The organism is Corallococcus sp. bb12-1 (genome assembly GCF_026626765.1).
Lineage (GTDB): Bacteria > Myxococcota > Myxococcia > Myxococcales > Myxococcaceae > Corallococcus > Corallococcus terminator.
Window position 1 is genome coordinate 382,079 of record NZ_JAPNJZ010000024.1, and the last position, 14,476, is coordinate 396,554.

Sequence of the window (14,476 nt, forward strand, 5' to 3'; positions counted from 1 at the left end):
CTGTCCGGCGGGACTACCCCGCGGCGCCCAGCACCGAGTCGATGGCTTCGGTGTTCATGGTGACGTTGCCGCTCTTGCGCAGCGACTTGAGGAAGGACTCCGTCAGCTCAATCTGCTTGGCCTGACGGGCCTGGGTGCGCAGCTCTTCCTTGCGCTTGTCGAAGCCCGCGGTGTCCGGCTTCTCCCGCTCCACCACCTGCGCGACGACGTTCGCCTCGCCCACGGTGAAGACCTCGTCCAGGGCCTTGGGCGCGGAGGCCTCGAAGGTGGCCTTCACGAGCCCGGGCGCCGGGCCCAGGTGCGGCACGGAATCCCCCGCCGCCGTGAAGCTGTCCGTCTCCACCGCCTCCGGCTTCGTCTCCGTCTCGAAGCGCAGGATGGCCGGCTGCTGGCCCGCCGCGACCGGGAACTGCTCCTTGAGCGACTTGCCGGCCTTCACCGCGGCCAGGGCCTTGTCGGCCTCCGCCTTCGCGAGGCCCTTGGCCTGGTCCTGCTTGTAGAGGGTGGTGGCGATCTCCGCCTTCACGTCCTCCAGCTTCTTGTTCTGCGCGTCCTTCTTCTCCTCCACCTTCACCAGGTGCACGCCCAGCGGCGACTCCACCGGCTGCGTCACCTCACCGGCCTTGAGCGCGAACGCCGCGGTGGCCAGGGTGGGGTCCCACGTGTTGCGCTCCACCCAGCCCAGCTCGCCGCCCTTCGCCCTGGTGGCGTCGTCGTCGCTGCTGGTGCGCGCCAGGGTGGCGAAGTCCTTGCCCGCGTCCAGCTCCTTGCGCAGGCCTTCCGCCTTCGTCTTCGCCTGGGCCTTCTGTTCGGCCGTCGCGTCCGGGGCCACCTTCACCAGGATCTGCCGGGCCCGGATGCGCTCCGGCACGTTGTAGACGAAGCTGTTGGCCGCGTAGTAGTCGGCGATCTCCTTCTCATGCGCCTTCTGGAACTCCGCCAACTGCGCGGGCGTGGGCGCGGCGACCTTGTCCACGAACATGGTGGGCAGGAAGCGGGCGAACACCAGCTTCGCCTGGTTGCCGTCCTTCTCGTAGCGCGCGCGGACCTCGTCGTCCGACACCACCGCGCCCGTGCGCACCACGTCGAGCATCTTCTGCGCGGCCATCTGCCGGCGCAGCTCCTGCTCGTACTCCTGCGGCGTGCGGCGGTAGAAGTCGCGCAACACCTGCTGGTAGCGCGTGAAGTCGAACGCGCCCTCCTTGGAGTGGAAGTCCGTGTTCTGGTGGATGAGCTTGCGCATCTCCTCGTCCGAGGGGTTGATGCCGTGGCTCTCCGCCGCCTGGGCGAGGAGCTCCGCGTTCACCAGGCGGTCGAGCACCTGCTTGTCCATGCCGAACTGGCGGGCCATGGACTCTGGGATGGGGCTGCCCTGCGAGCGCAGGAAGTTCATCTGCCGCGACCAGGCCATGCTGAAGTCGCGCAGGGGGATCTCCTTGCCGTTCACCACCGCGGCGGCGCTGGCGGTCGTCGGCGCGTCGCCGCTCGTGCTGAACCCGTTGCTGCCGGGCCCGAACTGGAGCGTGAACACCACGGCGATGCCGAAGATGAACAGGAGGGAGAAGACCTTCCGGGGATTCAAACCGTCCATTGTCGTCACTTCACGGTCGGAAGCGCCCGCGATTCACCCTTGCGGAAGGTCTCGCGGCGCCGTGTTGTTGGTAGCCCGGCCGGTGGGGGAAGCACCTGCGTATCCCCCTCATCCGGGCCTTGACTGCCTAGGACAACAGACCGGAAAATGCAAGCGATTCAGAGAGTTTAGCCCACCCCTTCACCCCTCTTCGCCGTCCCCCGCCCACCCCGGGAAAGCCCCCGTCCGTGCTGTCTCTTCTCAAGCGGTACCGCCGCTTTCTTCTCGTGGCAGCCCTCCTCCTGTACCCGCTCGGCGCCTTCCTGCTGGGCGGGCGGCGGGGAAGGGATCCGAATTTCATCGACCGGGGCGTCATCGCCCTGACGGCCCCCGTGCAGCAGGGGCTCACCGTCGGCATCGAGGGCGTGGTCGCCACCGTGCGCAACTACCTGGACCTGCGCGGCGTGCGTCAGGATAATGACGCGCTGCGGCTGGAGAACCTCCAGCTGAGGGCCACGGTGCAGGTGCTGGGGGAGACGCGGTCGGAGAACGGGCGGCTGCGCAAGCTCTTGTCCTATTCGGAGGCGGCGCCGGGGCCGGAGATTCCGGCCCGGGTGGTGGGCGTCAACCCGGTGGCGAAGCTGTTGTCGGTGCGGATCAGCAGCGGGGAGAAGGATGGGGTGTTCCGGGGCATGTCGGTGGTGACGCCGGACGGCATCGTCGGGCAGGTCATCCGGTCCACGGGCGGTTACGCGGACGTGGCGCTGGTGACGGACCCGCAAAGCCGGGTGGCGGTGCGGGTGCAGCGCTCGCGGGCGCGCGGCACGGCGGCGGGCGCGGGCAACGGCCCCCTGAACCTGGAGAACATGCTGCGCACGGAGGACGTGGAGAACGGCGACCTCATCATCACCGCCGGCACGGACGGCATCTATCCGCCGGGGCTGGTGGTGGGGCGGGTGACGCAGCTGGAGAAGAAGGAGCACGGCATGTTCCAGGGCGCGGACATCCAGCCGGCGGTGGACACCAGCCGCTTGGAGGAAGTGCTCGTGGTAGGCAGTCCCTACAGTGAGATGGGCCCCCCCGGGGCCTCGGCGGAGGGCGCGCAGAAATGAAGTTCCTGGTGACAGTGGCGCTCGCGCTGGCGTTGCTCACATTGGAGTCGGTGTTCGTCCAGCAGGTGGGGCTGGTGCTGGGCCGCGTGGACGTCACGGTGGTGCTGGTGGCCTTCCTCGCGCTGCGCGCCACGCTCACGGAAGGCGCGTGCTCTGCCTTCGCGGTGGGCTACCTCCTGGACCTGATGAGCGGCCAGCCCACCGGTCTGTTCACGTTCCTGGCGGTGTTCACCTTCCTGGTGGGCCGGCTGGTGGCGTCGTTCGTGGATGTGCGGGGCCCGGTGGCCTTCGCGCTGTTCGCCATGGGCGCGGACCTGGGCCATTCCCTGCTGTCCACGTTCTTCACCTGGCTCACGGTAAAGGAGGGCTCCACGGCGCCACTGCTCGCGGGGATGCCGGTGCAGCTTGCGCTCACGGGACTGGCGGCGCTCTTGCTGTTCCCGCTCTTCAAGCGCTTCGAAGTGGCCCAGGAGCGGCCGGCGGGGTTGCTCCGTTGACGCCTCCGACGATTGGCAACACCACCCCGGGCCGCGACCTGAAGCGCCGCTTCCTGTGGCTGGGCCTGGCGATGTCGCTGGGCATCGTGGCGCTGGCCATCCAGCTCTACCGCCTGCAGCTCATCCGGCATGAGGAGTACGCCGCCAAGAGCGTGGCGAACTTCGTGAAGGAGGTCCGCCTGCGCGCCGACCGCGGCGTCATCAAGGACGCGCGCGGCACCATCCTGGTGGACAGCCGCCCCTCCTTTGACGCCTTCGTGACGCCCGCCTTCTGCACGGACTGCTTCGAGCAGGTGATTCCGCGCCTGGGCCAGCTGCTCGAGTGGGACCCCGAGCAGCGCAAGAAGATTGAAGACCTGGTGCGCTCAAGCCGCCGCAACGCGCCCTTCATGCCGGTGCCGGTGCGGGTGGACCTGACGCGCGACGAGTACGACCGGCTCAACGCCCGGCGCGACATCCTGGACGGCGTGGAAGTGGTGCCCGTGCCGCACCGCAACTACCGCGCGGATACGGTGCTGTCGCACGTGCTGGGCTACATGAACGAAATCACCCAGGAGGAGCTGGATCGCCTCAACGGGGACGGCGCGAAGTACGCGCTGGGGGACTACATCGGGCGGCGCGGCCTGGAGCGCTACTTCGAATCCAAGCTGCGCGGCCAGGACGGCGTGCGCAAGGAAGTGGTGAACGCGCGCGGCCAGACGATTCGGGAACTCAACGAGAAGCTGGGGGAGAACTCGGTGATTCCGCCCACGGCCGGCGGCAACCTGGTGCTCTCCCTGGACATGCGCCTGCAGGAAGCGGCGGAGCGCTCCTTCCCGGGCGTGACGGGCGCGGTGGTGGCCATCGACGTGAACACCGGCTTCATCAAGGCGCTGGTGTCCCGCCCCGGCTTCGACCCCAACCTCCTGACGGGCCGCGTGACGCCGTCGCAGATGGCCACGCTGGCAAGGGACCCGCTCCACCCGATGATCAACCGCGTGGCGGCCGAGCACTACAGCCCAGGCTCCACGTTCAAGGTCGTCACCCAGCTGGCCGCCTTCAAGTCTGGCGTGTTCCGTCCGGAGACGGTGGTGCAGTGCTCCGGCGGCTACCGGCTGGGCGCGCGCGTCTGGCGCTGCCACAAGGACAGCGGCCACGGGCCCCTGGACGGCAAGGGCGCGATGAAGGCGTCGTGCGATTCGTGGTTCTACAAGGTCGCGGACACCATCGGCCTGGACCCCATCGCGGAGATGGGCAAGTCGCTGGGCCTGGGCCGGCCCACCGGCATCGGCGTCGTGGCGGAGGTGCCCGGCATCATGCCGTCCAGCGCGTACCACGACAAAGCGTCCCCTGGCGGCTACACCAAGGGTATGGCGCTCAACAGCGCCATCGGCCAGGGCGACGACAACGTGACGCCGCTGCAACTGGCGCTGGTGTACGCGGCGCTCGCCAACGGCGGGAAGCTCTACAAGCCGCAGATGGTGCAGCGGCTGGAGAACCTGGACGGCCAGGTGATGGAGGAGTTCAAGCCGGAGGTGGTCAGCCGCGTGGACATGAACCCCGCGCACCTGAAGGCCATCGTGGAGGGGCTCGTCGCGGTGGCGCAGGAGCCCGGTGGCACCGCGTACCGCGCGAAGCTCAAGTCGGGCCTGCCGCTGGAGATGTCCATCGCGGCCAAGACGGGCACCGCGCAGGTGACGCGCATCGGCACCATCCGTCTGAAGACGCACCAGATGAGCTACTTCGAGCGCGACCACGCGTGGTTCGCGGGCTTCGCTCCGGCGGACAAGCCGGAGCTGGCCGTGGTGGTGCTCAACGAGCACGGTGGCCACGGCGGCGTGGACGCGGCGCCCACGGCGATGGCCGTGATGAAGAAGTACTTCGACTTGAAGGCGGAGGACGCCACGTCCCCGTTGCCCCGCGCAAACCAGCCCTACACGCCGTCGCTGCCCCCGGCGCCCCGCCTGGACACCGAGACACTCACGCGCGCCGTGGTGCCGCCGCCCCGGGTGAACCTGCCGGGTGAGCCCATGCAGCCGCCCTCGGAAACCGGAGACGACAGTGCAACTGCGGATTGAGCGCCGGATGATGCCCCACGTGCCGTGGGGGCTCGTCATCTGCGTCCTGGGCGTGTGCCTGTTGGGCATCTGGAACCTGGCGTCCGCGTCGCGGCCTCCCATGGCGCCCGTGTGGACGAGCCAGGCGCTCTACCTGGCCGTGGGCCTGGGCGCGGTGCTGATGGTGTGTCTGGTGGACTACCGCTGGATCCAGCGGATGGCCTTTCCCATCTACGTGGCCAACATCCTGGCGCTGCTGGCGCTGCGCGTCGTGGGACACACCGCCAAGGGCGCGGAGAGCTGGTTCGTCATCGGCCCGTTCCGCCTGCAGCCCGCGGAGTTCATGAAGATTGGCGTCGTGCTGATGCTCGCCAAGGTCTACCACGACGACTTCCAGCCCAACCAACCGTCCTACGGCCTGGTGCGTCTGTGGAAGCCGGTGCTGGTGGTGATGGTGCCCTTCGTGCTGGTGCTGGTGCAGCCGGACCTGGGCACCGCGCTGATGATCTTCCTGTCCTCCGGCACCGTCATCCTCTTCGGCAAGGTGCGCTGGTACCTGGCCGGCACGCTGGTGCTGGGCGTGCTGGTGGGCGGCCTCATCATCTGGAACGACTACGTGCGCGAGATGCCCGAACCGCGCTCCACCGTCGTGCGCCACCACCTGAAGAAGCACCAGAGCCAGCGCATCTCCGGGTGGTTGGATCCGGAGGCGGACCTGCGCGGCTCCGGCTATCACGCCGCGCAATCAAAAATCGCCGTGGGCAGCGGCGGGCTCACCGGCAAGGGCTGGCGCGAGGGAACCCAGACAGGTCTGCGTTTCCTGCCGGAACAGCACACGGACTTCATCTTTTCCGTGTGGGCCGAGGAGCACGGTTTCTTCTCATGCTTGCTGCTCTTGCTGCTCTACGGCGGCATCTTCATCCTCGGGCTGGGGGTGGGCTTCAGCGCGAGAGATCGTTTTGGAGCGTTCGTTGCCGTAGGGGTGGTGGCCACACTTTTCTGGCAGGTGTTCGAAAACATCGGCATGGTCATTGGCCTGTTGCCAGTGACGGGTATCACGCTGCCCCTCATGAGCTACGGTGGCTCCTCGATGCTGTCGGTCATGTTGTGCATCGGGCTGCTGGTGAACATCAGCATGCGCCGTCACATGTTCTGACGACGGCCGGAGGCTTCGATGATGCAGAGGAAGGGTGCCGTGAAGTCCAGCCCCGGTGTCCGGGGCCTGGAGGGCGCGGAGGCGCCGCGCGCGTTCGTCCCGCCGGTGGGCGTGGGGGCCTCGCGTGTCGTGCCCACGCCGGGCGTGGTCCCGCGCATCGAAATGAATCAGGGCGAGCCGGAGCACCGGCACTTCCCGCGCGCGAACCTGGCCACCCACTTCGACCTCTGGGTGGATGATGAAGCCGGGGGCCGGCGCTTCTCCGCCAACCTCGTCTCCATCAACGTGAGCGTCAGTGGCGCCTTCCTGGCGAGCACGTTCTTCCTGCCCATGGGCACCGTGGTGCGCGCGCGCTTCGCCCTGGAAGAGGGGGCCGCGCCCGTTGAGACCCGCGCGGAAATCGTCCGGGAGGAGCGGGGTCCGGAGGAAGAGGGCAAGAGTGGCTTCGCCCTGCGCTTCCTGGACTTCTCCGGTCAGACGGAGGTGGCGCTGGCCCGGCTCTTCCTGGGCGCACGCCTGCGAGCCTTCACGGAGGACTATCTCAAATCCGCACGCGCCCGCTCCCTGCCCAATGAGCTGGAGCGGGTCATCGACGTGATGGCGGCCTGGGAGCTGCTCAAGGCCACCACGCCCGGAGACCCCTGGCGCGGTGAGTAGGTCTCCCGACGCTCAGGCGGGCTTGCCGGTGGCGATCTGCCGCCGACGCTCGGCCTGGTAGTGCGCGGAACACAGGCCCTTGGAGCGCTGTTCGCGGGTGCAACCACCCACCGTGCAGCGGCGGTCCATGGGCACCGGCCCACCCGCGACCGTCTTCGGCGGACGGCCCCGGCGGCGGCCGGCCATCACCGCGCCGTTGCCCGGCGACGGCGCCACGCTGCCCATCTGCGGCATCCCCGTGTTCAGCGCGCGCAGCATGCCGCGGCCGATGGCGTCACCCAACGCCTCCGCCCACGACGTCAGGGCAGGGGTCAGCGGCGCTTGCGAGGTCAATTCTTTGCGAAGGCGTGCCATGAAGAACTCCTGTTGAAACTCGCCAATCAAGACAGGCGTGTACTTTTGTCTTCTGTCTGGTGTGGCGAACTCTGTCAACAAGACACGTTGGGGTCTTGTTTGACTCGTAATGCAATTTCAATGTCTGTTGAACAAAACATGACGGGAGGATCGTCCCGCCGTGCTGCCTGGGCATTTGTCTCAACACCAGAGAAACGGCACCCGCGAGGGGCGGTTGGCACCCGGTACGTGAAAGCCCTTACCGTCGCGGTGAGTTGTCTTTCTACAGACATATCGAACGCGCACCGTGTCACAGCCGGGTGTCTTCTGCCGTGTCAGGGTGGGAGGGCCGGACGCGAAACGTCCCCTCGCACCGCGCGCGAACCCGGGTGGATGGACCCGGTGCGACACCAGCGGGAGGGGACGTGGGGGCGGACGGGAGGGCCCGTTCGCCGTCTGGCTAGATGAGGCTCTTCTTGACCGCGTCCTCGATGCGCGACTTGGGAACCGCGCCGACGATCTGCTCCACGACCTTGCCGCCCTTGAAGAGCAGCAGGGTGGGGATGGAGCGGATGTTGTACTTCTGCGGCGTGTCCTGGTTCTCGTCGATGTTCATCTTCGTGAACTGCACCTGACCCTTGTACTGGGTGGACAGCGCCTCCACGGAAGGCGCGATGGCGCGGCAGGGCGCGCACCAGGTGGCCCAGAAGTCCACGAGCACGGGCTCCTGTGAGTCCAGCACCAACTTCTGGAAGTCCGAATCCTTGATGTCCTTCACTTCGCCAGCCATGTCGTCTCCTCGGGGCGGTCCACACCTGCCGACGCGCGCCCTGTTAGTACGCGTCCGGGGGCCCCGCAAGCAGCGGGATCCAGCCCGTGCCCCCCGCTCAACGGATGCGGAGGGCGCCAGGGGGTTGCACCCATTTCGCGGCCCCCTGGGGGGAACGCTGGTGTAGACTGGGCGGCGTGACGAAGCTCTTCCTGTCCCAGGCACAACTCGAGGAGTGGGCGCTGGCGGACAAAGCAGACCTGCGCGAGGGACGCCTGGTGGTGGCCGCCGAGGGAGGAACCGACTGGCCCCTCACCCCCGCCGTCCACGTCGTCCAGCTGGTGTCGGGGGAGGACACCCACCAGCTGGTGTCCAAGGTGAAGACGGAGGAGCAGCTTGGCCGCCTGGGCGCCGAACAGATGGCCGACTCCATCCTGGTGGGGGACTCCGCCTACGAGGTCGTTCCGGGCTATGTCGCGGAGGTGAGCGCACCTTCTCCGGAGCGCAAGCCGAACTCGGAGACCGATCTGCTGGCGGCCTTCATTCTCAATAAAATGGGTTGAGGACGGGCTGAATGCCCCCTCGGCCGGAGTTATGAGCCTGCCGCCATGAGCCACACGCTCGTCTCACTCGCCTGCCATGCCTACGGGCTGGCCGCGCTCGTCTACCTTGCCTACCTGGTGCGCCAGTCGCAGGTGCTCGCCGTGTCCGGGCGGGTGCTCGTGGGGACCGGGCTCCTGATGCATTGCGTTGCCCTCATCGAGCTGCTGGGGGTCCAGGGGTGGCGGCTGGTGGGGCCCGCGCAGGGCCTGTCCACGTTCGCCTTCCTCCTGCTGGCGCTGTTCCTGGCGTTGGATGTGCGCTACCGCAAACCCGTCATCGGCGCGTTCCTCACGCCGCTGGCGGTGGCGGTGCTGCTCATCGGCATGTTGTTGCATGGGGGACCGGCGCCGCTGCCGGCCGCGGTGCGTCAGCCGTTGTTGCCGGTGCATGTCACCATCGCGCTCCTGGGGATGACGGCCTTCGGCGTGGCCGCCGGGGTGGGGGTCATGTACCTGCTGATGGAGCGGCAGGTGAAGACCAAGCACTTCGGGTTGCTCTTCGCGCGGCTGCCTTCGCTGGAGTTCCTGGACACGCTCAACCGGCGGCTGGTGGTGTGGGGCTTCATCGCGCTGTCGCTGACGCTGGCGACCGGGGCGCTGTTCGTCTCCACGGTGCCGGGGCTGGCGTGGAACTTCGACGCCAAGCAGGTCGCGACGTTCGTGGCCTGGGGCGTCTTCGCCGCGCTCGTCAATGCTCGCATCTTCGCCGGCTGGCGCGGTCGCCGCGTGGCCCTCTTGACCATGGCCGGCTTCTGCCTGGTGCTGGTCTCCTTCCTGTCGTCCTACGACCTGTCCGCCGCTGGCCCGGGGATGCCGTAGCCATGGAATTCATCTGTATCGGCGTCTCCCACCGCACCGCCCCACTGGGCATCCGGGAGCGCCTGGCATTGCCCGAAGCCCGGCAGACAGAAGTGTTGCAGCGGCTGGCGCAGGCGCCTGTCGAAGCGCTCTGGGTGTCCACGTGCAACCGCGTGGAGGTGTATCTGGCCGCGCCCAGCGCGGAGCAGGCCCGGGAGCGCGCGCGTGAGGCGTTGCAGTCCTTGGGGGGCGAGGAGGCGCTGGAGCACCTCTACGAACACCAGGGCGAGGCGGCGCTCGTGCACCTGTTCCGCGTGGCCTCCAGCCTGGACTCCATGGTGCTGGGCGAAGCGCAGATATTGGGGCAGGTGAAGGACGCCTTCGAGCGCGGTCAGGGCGCGGGCGCGGTGCGCGGGGAGCTGACGCGCGCGTGCGCGGCGGCGTTCGGCTGCGCCAAGCGCGTGCGCACGGAGACGGCGGTGGGGCGCGCGGCCACGTCCATGGCGTCCGCGGCGGTGCAACTGGCGAGCAAGGTGTTCGACGGGCTCAAGGACAAGACGGTGCTGGTGGTGGGCGCCGGTGAGATGGGCGAGCTGGCGGCGCGGCACCTGATGAACGCGGGCGCCGGGAAGCTCGTGGTGACCAACCGCACGCTGGCGCGCGCCGAAGCGCTGGTGGCGGAGGTGGGCGGCGTCGCCCGGCCCTTCGAGGAACTCTTCACGCTGCTCTTGTCCGCGGACGTGGTGGTGACGAGCACCGCGTCACCGGTGCCGCTGTTCACCCGCGAGAACGTGGGGGCGCTGGGCAAGGCGCGCCGGGGCCGGCCGCTGTTCATGGTGGACCTGGCGGTGCCGCGCGACATCGACCCGGCGGTGGGCACGCTGGACTGGGTGCACGCGTACGACGTGGACGACATCCAGAAGTTCGTCGCGGACAACGCCGCCCAGCGCGCGGAGGAAGCGCACAAGGCGGGCGGACTGGTGGCGCAGGAGGTGGCGCGCTTCGCCCGGGAGCGCGCGCTGCGCGAGGGCATGCCGGTGCTGGCGCGGCTGCGTCAGCGCGCGGAGGGCATCGCGCGGGCGGAGGTGGAGCGCACGCTGTTGGCATTGGGCGATGGGCTCACCGACAAGCAACGCAAGAGCATCGAAGCCATGGGGCGCGCCATCGTGAACAAGCTGTTGCATGAGCCCACCGCGCGGCTTCGCGCCGTGGGGCCGCAGGGTGAAGGCAACCGTCTGGCGGGCGCCGCCGCGGAGCTGTTTGGCCTGACGGAGGCAGAGGCCGCCGCCATCGCGCCGGAGCCGGAGCCCGAATCTGTGGTGGCCACCGGGAGCCGGCGATGAAGGCCGTACGCATCGCGACGCGGCAGAGCCCGCTGGCGCTCTGGCAGGCGCGCCACGTGGCGTCGCTGCTCACCGCGGGCAACCCGGGCCTGGAGGTGTCGCTGGTGGAGATGACCACCGAGGGCGACCGCTTCCTGTCCGCGCCGCTGTCCGCCGTGGGCGGCAAGGGGCTGTTCGTGAAGGAGATCGAGCAGGCCCTGCTCGATGGCCGCGCGGACGTGGCGGTGCACAGCCTCAAGGACATGACGTCGGTGTTCCCAGACGGTCTGATATTGGCGGCGGTGCCGGCGCGCGAGGATCCGCGCGACGCGTTCTGCAGCCCGGATGGACACACGCTGGAATTGCTGCCGCCGGGCGCGAAGGTGGGCACGTCGTCCCTGCGCCGCAGCTGCATCCTGCGCTCGCGCCGTCCGGACCTGGAAATTGTGTCCCTGCGCGGCAACGTGCAGACGCGGCTGCAGAAGACGCGCGAGCTGGGGCTCGCGGGCGCGATGCTCGCCGCGGCGGGCTTGAAGCGCCTGGGGTTGGATCACCACATCACGCAGGTGGTGTCCGTGGCGGACAGCCTGCCGGCGGTGGGGCAGGGCGTGCTGGCCATCCAGTGCCGCGAGGCGGACGCGGACGTGCGCGCGCTGCTCGCGCCCCTGGAGGACCTCATCACGCGCGGCGCGGTGCGGGCCGAGCGCGCCTTCCTGGCGAAGCTGGAGGGCGGCTGCACCGTGCCCCTGGCGGGCCACGCGACGGTGGTGGACGGGCAGGTCCACCTGCGCGGGCTGGTGGGCCGTCCGGATGGCACCCGGGTGGTGCGGGGCGAGGTGAAGGGCCCCGTGCCGGAGGCGGAGCGGCTGGGCGAGGCGCTGGCGGACGAGCTGCTGTCGCAGGGAGCGGGTGACATCCTGCGCGATTTCGGCCGACGCGACGGCGCGTACCCCGCCTAGAGTGCCGGCCCGTGGACCGGCGACTGGAAGGCATCCGAGTTTTGGTGACGCGCCCGCGTGAGCGGGCCGAGGAGCTGTGCTTCCTGCTGGAGGACGAAGGCGCGGAGGTCTTCAGCCTTCCGCTCCTGGAATTGCGCCCCCCGGAGGACCCCCGACCGCTCGCGTCCGCGGCCGAGCACGTGCAGCGCTACCACTGGGTGGTGTTCGCCAGTCCCTCCGCCGTGGAGTCCTTCCTGGAAGCCCTGCGGCTCGCCGGCACGTTGGACCGGCTGTCGCGCGTGAAGCTGGCCGCGGTGGGGCCGCGCACCGCGAGGACGGTGGAAGCCTTTGGCCTGACGGTGTCCGCCGAGCCCACGGAGGGCACGGGCGTGGCGCTGTTCACCGCGCTGAGAGATCTGCTCGGCCCCGACGACGACGTGCTCCTGCCGTCCGCGGAGGAGGGCCGGCGCGAGCTGGAGGACGGCCTGCGAGACCTGGGCGTGCGCGTCACGCGCGTGACGGCCTACCGCTCCACGCCCGCGCCCCTGCCGCCAGAGGCCCTGTCCCACCTGGCCGAGGCGCCGCCGCAGGTGGTGCTCTTCGCCTCGCCGCGCACCGCGGAGGCCTTCCTGGAGGGCGCGGGCCGTGAGCCGCTGGCGTCCGCGAAGGTGGTGGCCATTGGCCCCACCACGGCGACCGCGCTGGGGCAGTTGGGCATCGACGTGGCCACGGTCGCGGAGCGCCCCACGCCCGAGGCGCTCGTGGATGCCACCGTCCGCGCCGTTCACGGTTAGACTGCCCGCCCGGTGACGCTCCGGGTGCCAGTCAGGTGCCCGCGCGTGCGTGACGCGAAGAGGTGCGGGTGATGATGCGTGGCTTGCAGCGGAGTGTCTTCCTGCTCGGACTGCTGGCGCTGGCCGCGACGGCGAGCGCGCAGAACGATCCGATCCCGTCGGACTTCCAGTACCTGGACCACTGGGTCCTCAACAACAGCCAGGACCCGTTCAAGTTCTACGTGGACTCCCGCGTCAGCCGGCCCGGGGGCAACGACCTGGCGCTGGTGAGGGACGTCGTGAAGGCCTCCTTCCAGGCCTGGCAGGACGTGGACTGCGCCTGGCCCGCCTTCACCTATGCGGAGGGCTCCATCCCGGACGTGCGCGACCGCTACGACACGTTCAACGTCGCGGCCATCTGGGTGACGGACCGCTCGGACAGCGCGTACGGCGACGTGCTCAACGGGGAGTTGAGCACCTCCGCCGCCGTCCCCCTGGTGCACAACGGCTACGTCTACCAGTGCGACATCTTCCTCAACGCCGTGGACTTCAAGTTCACCACGGCCGCCACCACGCCCGCGGACTTCCTGGACCTGCGCACGGTGGTGATGCGTGAGATTGGCCACTGCCTCGGATTGGCGGACACCTACAACTCCAGCTTCGAGTCCGTCATGGGCGCCCGGCTTCTTCCCGGGCAGCAGCGGCGCAACATCACCGCCTATGACCGGGGTGCGCTCTGCCTGCGCTATCCGCAGACGGGCGCGGTGGGTTCTCCCTGCGCGTCGAACAATTGCTCGCAGGGCTTCACCTGCGCCGCGACCCAGTCCACCACCAGCGGCGCCACGCTGAACATCTGCACCAAGGCCTGTCAGGATGGCGTGCCGGGCGCGTGCCCCGCGCCCTATGAGTGCCGGGCCTCCAACGTTGTTCCGGGCTCCTCCTTCGCGTGTCTTCCCGCGGTGGCTGGCGCGACGACGCGCGTGGGCGCGGCCTGCACGGCGGACTCGCAGTGCGGCGCCGTGGTGTCGCGCTGCCTCACCACCGCGCAGCAGACGGACGGCTTCCCCGGCTGGCGCGACGGTTACTGCTCCCAGGCCTGCTCGGCGAACACGGACTGCCCCCGGGGCGCCACCTGCGCCACGGTGGGCTCGCTCGGCAAGCGCTGTCTGGATGACTGCCGTCCGGGGACCGCGGACTGTCGCACCGGGTATTCGTGCGCGCCGCTGCCGGAGGGCAACGCCTGCATCGCTGACTGCACCACCAATAGCGACTGTGGCTCCAACTCCGCGTGCCGCACGTGTGATCACGCGTGCATCAAGGAGAAGCAGGGCTCCCGGAACGTGGGCGATCCCTGCACCCAGGACACCGAGTGCGGCACCAACCAACAGTGCCTGAAGCTCAACGGCAACCCGCAGGGTGTCTGCGCGCAGCCGTGCTCGGTGGATGCCTGCACGTGCAGTCCGGGAAGCACCTGCCGTCCGGCGGGGACGGCGGGCGAACGCTTCTGCTACCGCGACTGCGAACAGGGCACCTGCGCTTCTCCGCTGCAGTGCACCCCGTTCGAGCAGGGGGCTGGCTGCATCGCCAGCTGCCGCTTCGACCAGGACTGTCCCAATGGCCTCTACTGCGGCACCAGCGGCCAGTGCTACGACCCGTTCGCCAAGACGGACGGCGGCACCTGCACCCTGTGCAGTGACGGAGGGACTCCGCCTCCGCCGCCCACGGACGGCGGCACGGGCCCGTCCACCAACGGCCCGGACGGCTGTGGCTGCCAGGGCGCGCCCACCTCCGCCGCGGCATTCCTCGCGGGGCTCGGGGTGTTGCTGCTGGCCACCCGCAAAAGGAGGAACGGTTGACCCAGGCATCCCCCCCCGGTGGCAGCGTTCCGTCCCGGAGCAGCACGGACTTCACCA

Annotated in this window: 14 protein-coding genes; 11 read left to right on the top strand and 3 right to left on the bottom strand. The window is 69.4% G+C overall.

All coding sequences use genetic code 11. The features are described 5' to 3' along the window. Positions 1 to 13: 13 nt before the first annotated feature. Positions 14 to 1,591 carry a peptidylprolyl isomerase gene (locus OV208_RS29145; protein WP_267577190.1) on the bottom strand — a complete coding sequence of 526 codons (1,578 nt, stop codon included), beginning with the start codon at positions 1,589 to 1,591 and terminating at the stop codon, positions 14 to 16. A 227-nt stretch (positions 1,592 to 1,818) separates the two neighbouring features. Here OV208_RS29145 and mreC point away from each other — a divergent pair, with 227 nt between their 5' ends. The 5 genes from mreC to OV208_RS29170 are packed head-to-tail and all read left to right on the top strand — an operon-like array spanning position 1,819 to position 7,028. Then, positions 1,819 to 2,682 carry a rod shape-determining protein MreC gene (mreC, locus tag OV208_RS29150; RefSeq protein WP_324291423.1) on the top strand — a complete coding sequence of 288 codons (864 nt, stop codon included), beginning with the start codon at positions 1,819 to 1,821 and terminating at the stop codon, positions 2,680 to 2,682. Then, complete coding sequence (locus OV208_RS29155) at positions 2,679 to 3,179, top strand: hypothetical protein (protein WP_267577192.1); 501 nt, start codon at positions 2,679 to 2,681, stop codon at positions 3,177 to 3,179. The genes mreC and OV208_RS29155 overlap by 4 nt, the downstream gene beginning before the upstream one ends. Continuing rightward, positions 3,176 to 5,236, top strand: coding sequence for a penicillin-binding protein 2 (mrdA, locus tag OV208_RS29160; protein ID WP_267577193.1), 2,061 nt, complete (start codon positions 3,176 to 3,178; stop codon positions 5,234 to 5,236). Before OV208_RS29155 ends, mrdA begins: the two co-directional genes overlap by 4 nt. Before the next feature lie 7 nt (positions 5,237 to 5,243). After that, positions 5,244 to 6,371, top strand: a complete 1,128-nt coding sequence (gene rodA, locus OV208_RS29165) for a rod shape-determining protein RodA (protein ID WP_267577432.1) — start codon at positions 5,244 to 5,246, stop codon at positions 6,369 to 6,371. 39 nt (positions 6,372 to 6,410) lie between these two features. Further along, positions 6,411 to 7,028 (top strand): PilZ domain-containing protein, encoded by a 618-nt coding sequence (locus tag OV208_RS29170; protein WP_244237934.1) that lies wholly within the window; start codon positions 6,411 to 6,413, stop codon positions 7,026 to 7,028. 12 nt (positions 7,029 to 7,040) lie between these two features. On the opposite strand, the gene OV208_RS29175 is transcribed toward OV208_RS29170, so the two are convergent. Both OV208_RS29175 and trxA read right to left on the bottom strand, forming a co-directional pair. Beyond that, positions 7,041 to 7,382: a hypothetical protein gene (locus OV208_RS29175; RefSeq protein ID WP_267577194.1), complete on the bottom strand. Its 342-nt coding sequence runs from the start codon at positions 7,380 to 7,382 to the stop codon at positions 7,041 to 7,043. 439 nt (positions 7,383 to 7,821) lie between these two features. Next, positions 7,822 to 8,151 carry a thioredoxin gene (gene trxA, locus OV208_RS29180; protein ID WP_267577195.1) on the bottom strand — a complete coding sequence of 110 codons (330 nt, stop codon included), beginning with the start codon at positions 8,149 to 8,151 and terminating at the stop codon, positions 7,822 to 7,824. A gap of 176 nt (positions 8,152 to 8,327) precedes the next feature. Here trxA and OV208_RS29185 point away from each other — a divergent pair, with 176 nt between their 5' ends. The 6 genes from OV208_RS29185 (at position 8,328) to OV208_RS29210 (ending at position 14,419) form a co-directional block, all read left to right on the top strand. Beyond that, a complete protein-coding gene (locus OV208_RS29185) occupies positions 8,328 to 8,693 on the top strand; it encodes a hypothetical protein (protein WP_120539026.1) in 366 nt (121 codons plus the stop codon). Positions 8,694 to 8,738: 45 nt separating this feature from the next. After that, positions 8,739 to 9,551 carry a cytochrome C assembly family protein gene (locus tag OV208_RS29190; RefSeq protein ID WP_267577196.1) on the top strand — a complete coding sequence of 271 codons (813 nt, stop codon included), beginning with the start codon at positions 8,739 to 8,741 and terminating at the stop codon, positions 9,549 to 9,551. Positions 9,552 to 9,553: 2 nt separating this feature from the next. Then, positions 9,554 to 10,873 carry a glutamyl-tRNA reductase gene (gene hemA, locus OV208_RS29195; RefSeq protein ID WP_267577197.1) on the top strand — a complete coding sequence of 440 codons (1,320 nt, stop codon included), beginning with the start codon at positions 9,554 to 9,556 and terminating at the stop codon, positions 10,871 to 10,873. Then, on the top strand, positions 10,870 to 11,811 hold the full coding sequence (hemC, locus tag OV208_RS29200) for a hydroxymethylbilane synthase (RefSeq protein ID WP_267577198.1): 942 nt from the start codon (positions 10,870 to 10,872) through the stop codon (positions 11,809 to 11,811). The genes hemA and hemC overlap by 4 nt, the downstream gene beginning before the upstream one ends. A gap of 11 nt (positions 11,812 to 11,822) precedes the next feature. Next, positions 11,823 to 12,584 carry a uroporphyrinogen-III synthase gene (locus tag OV208_RS29205; RefSeq protein ID WP_267577199.1) on the top strand — a complete coding sequence of 254 codons (762 nt, stop codon included), beginning with the start codon at positions 11,823 to 11,825 and terminating at the stop codon, positions 12,582 to 12,584. A gap of 71 nt (positions 12,585 to 12,655) precedes the next feature. Then, positions 12,656 to 14,419, top strand: coding sequence for an adhesin (locus OV208_RS29210; RefSeq protein ID WP_267577200.1), 1,764 nt, complete (start codon positions 12,656 to 12,658; stop codon positions 14,417 to 14,419). Positions 14,420 to 14,476: the final 57 nt, after the last annotated feature.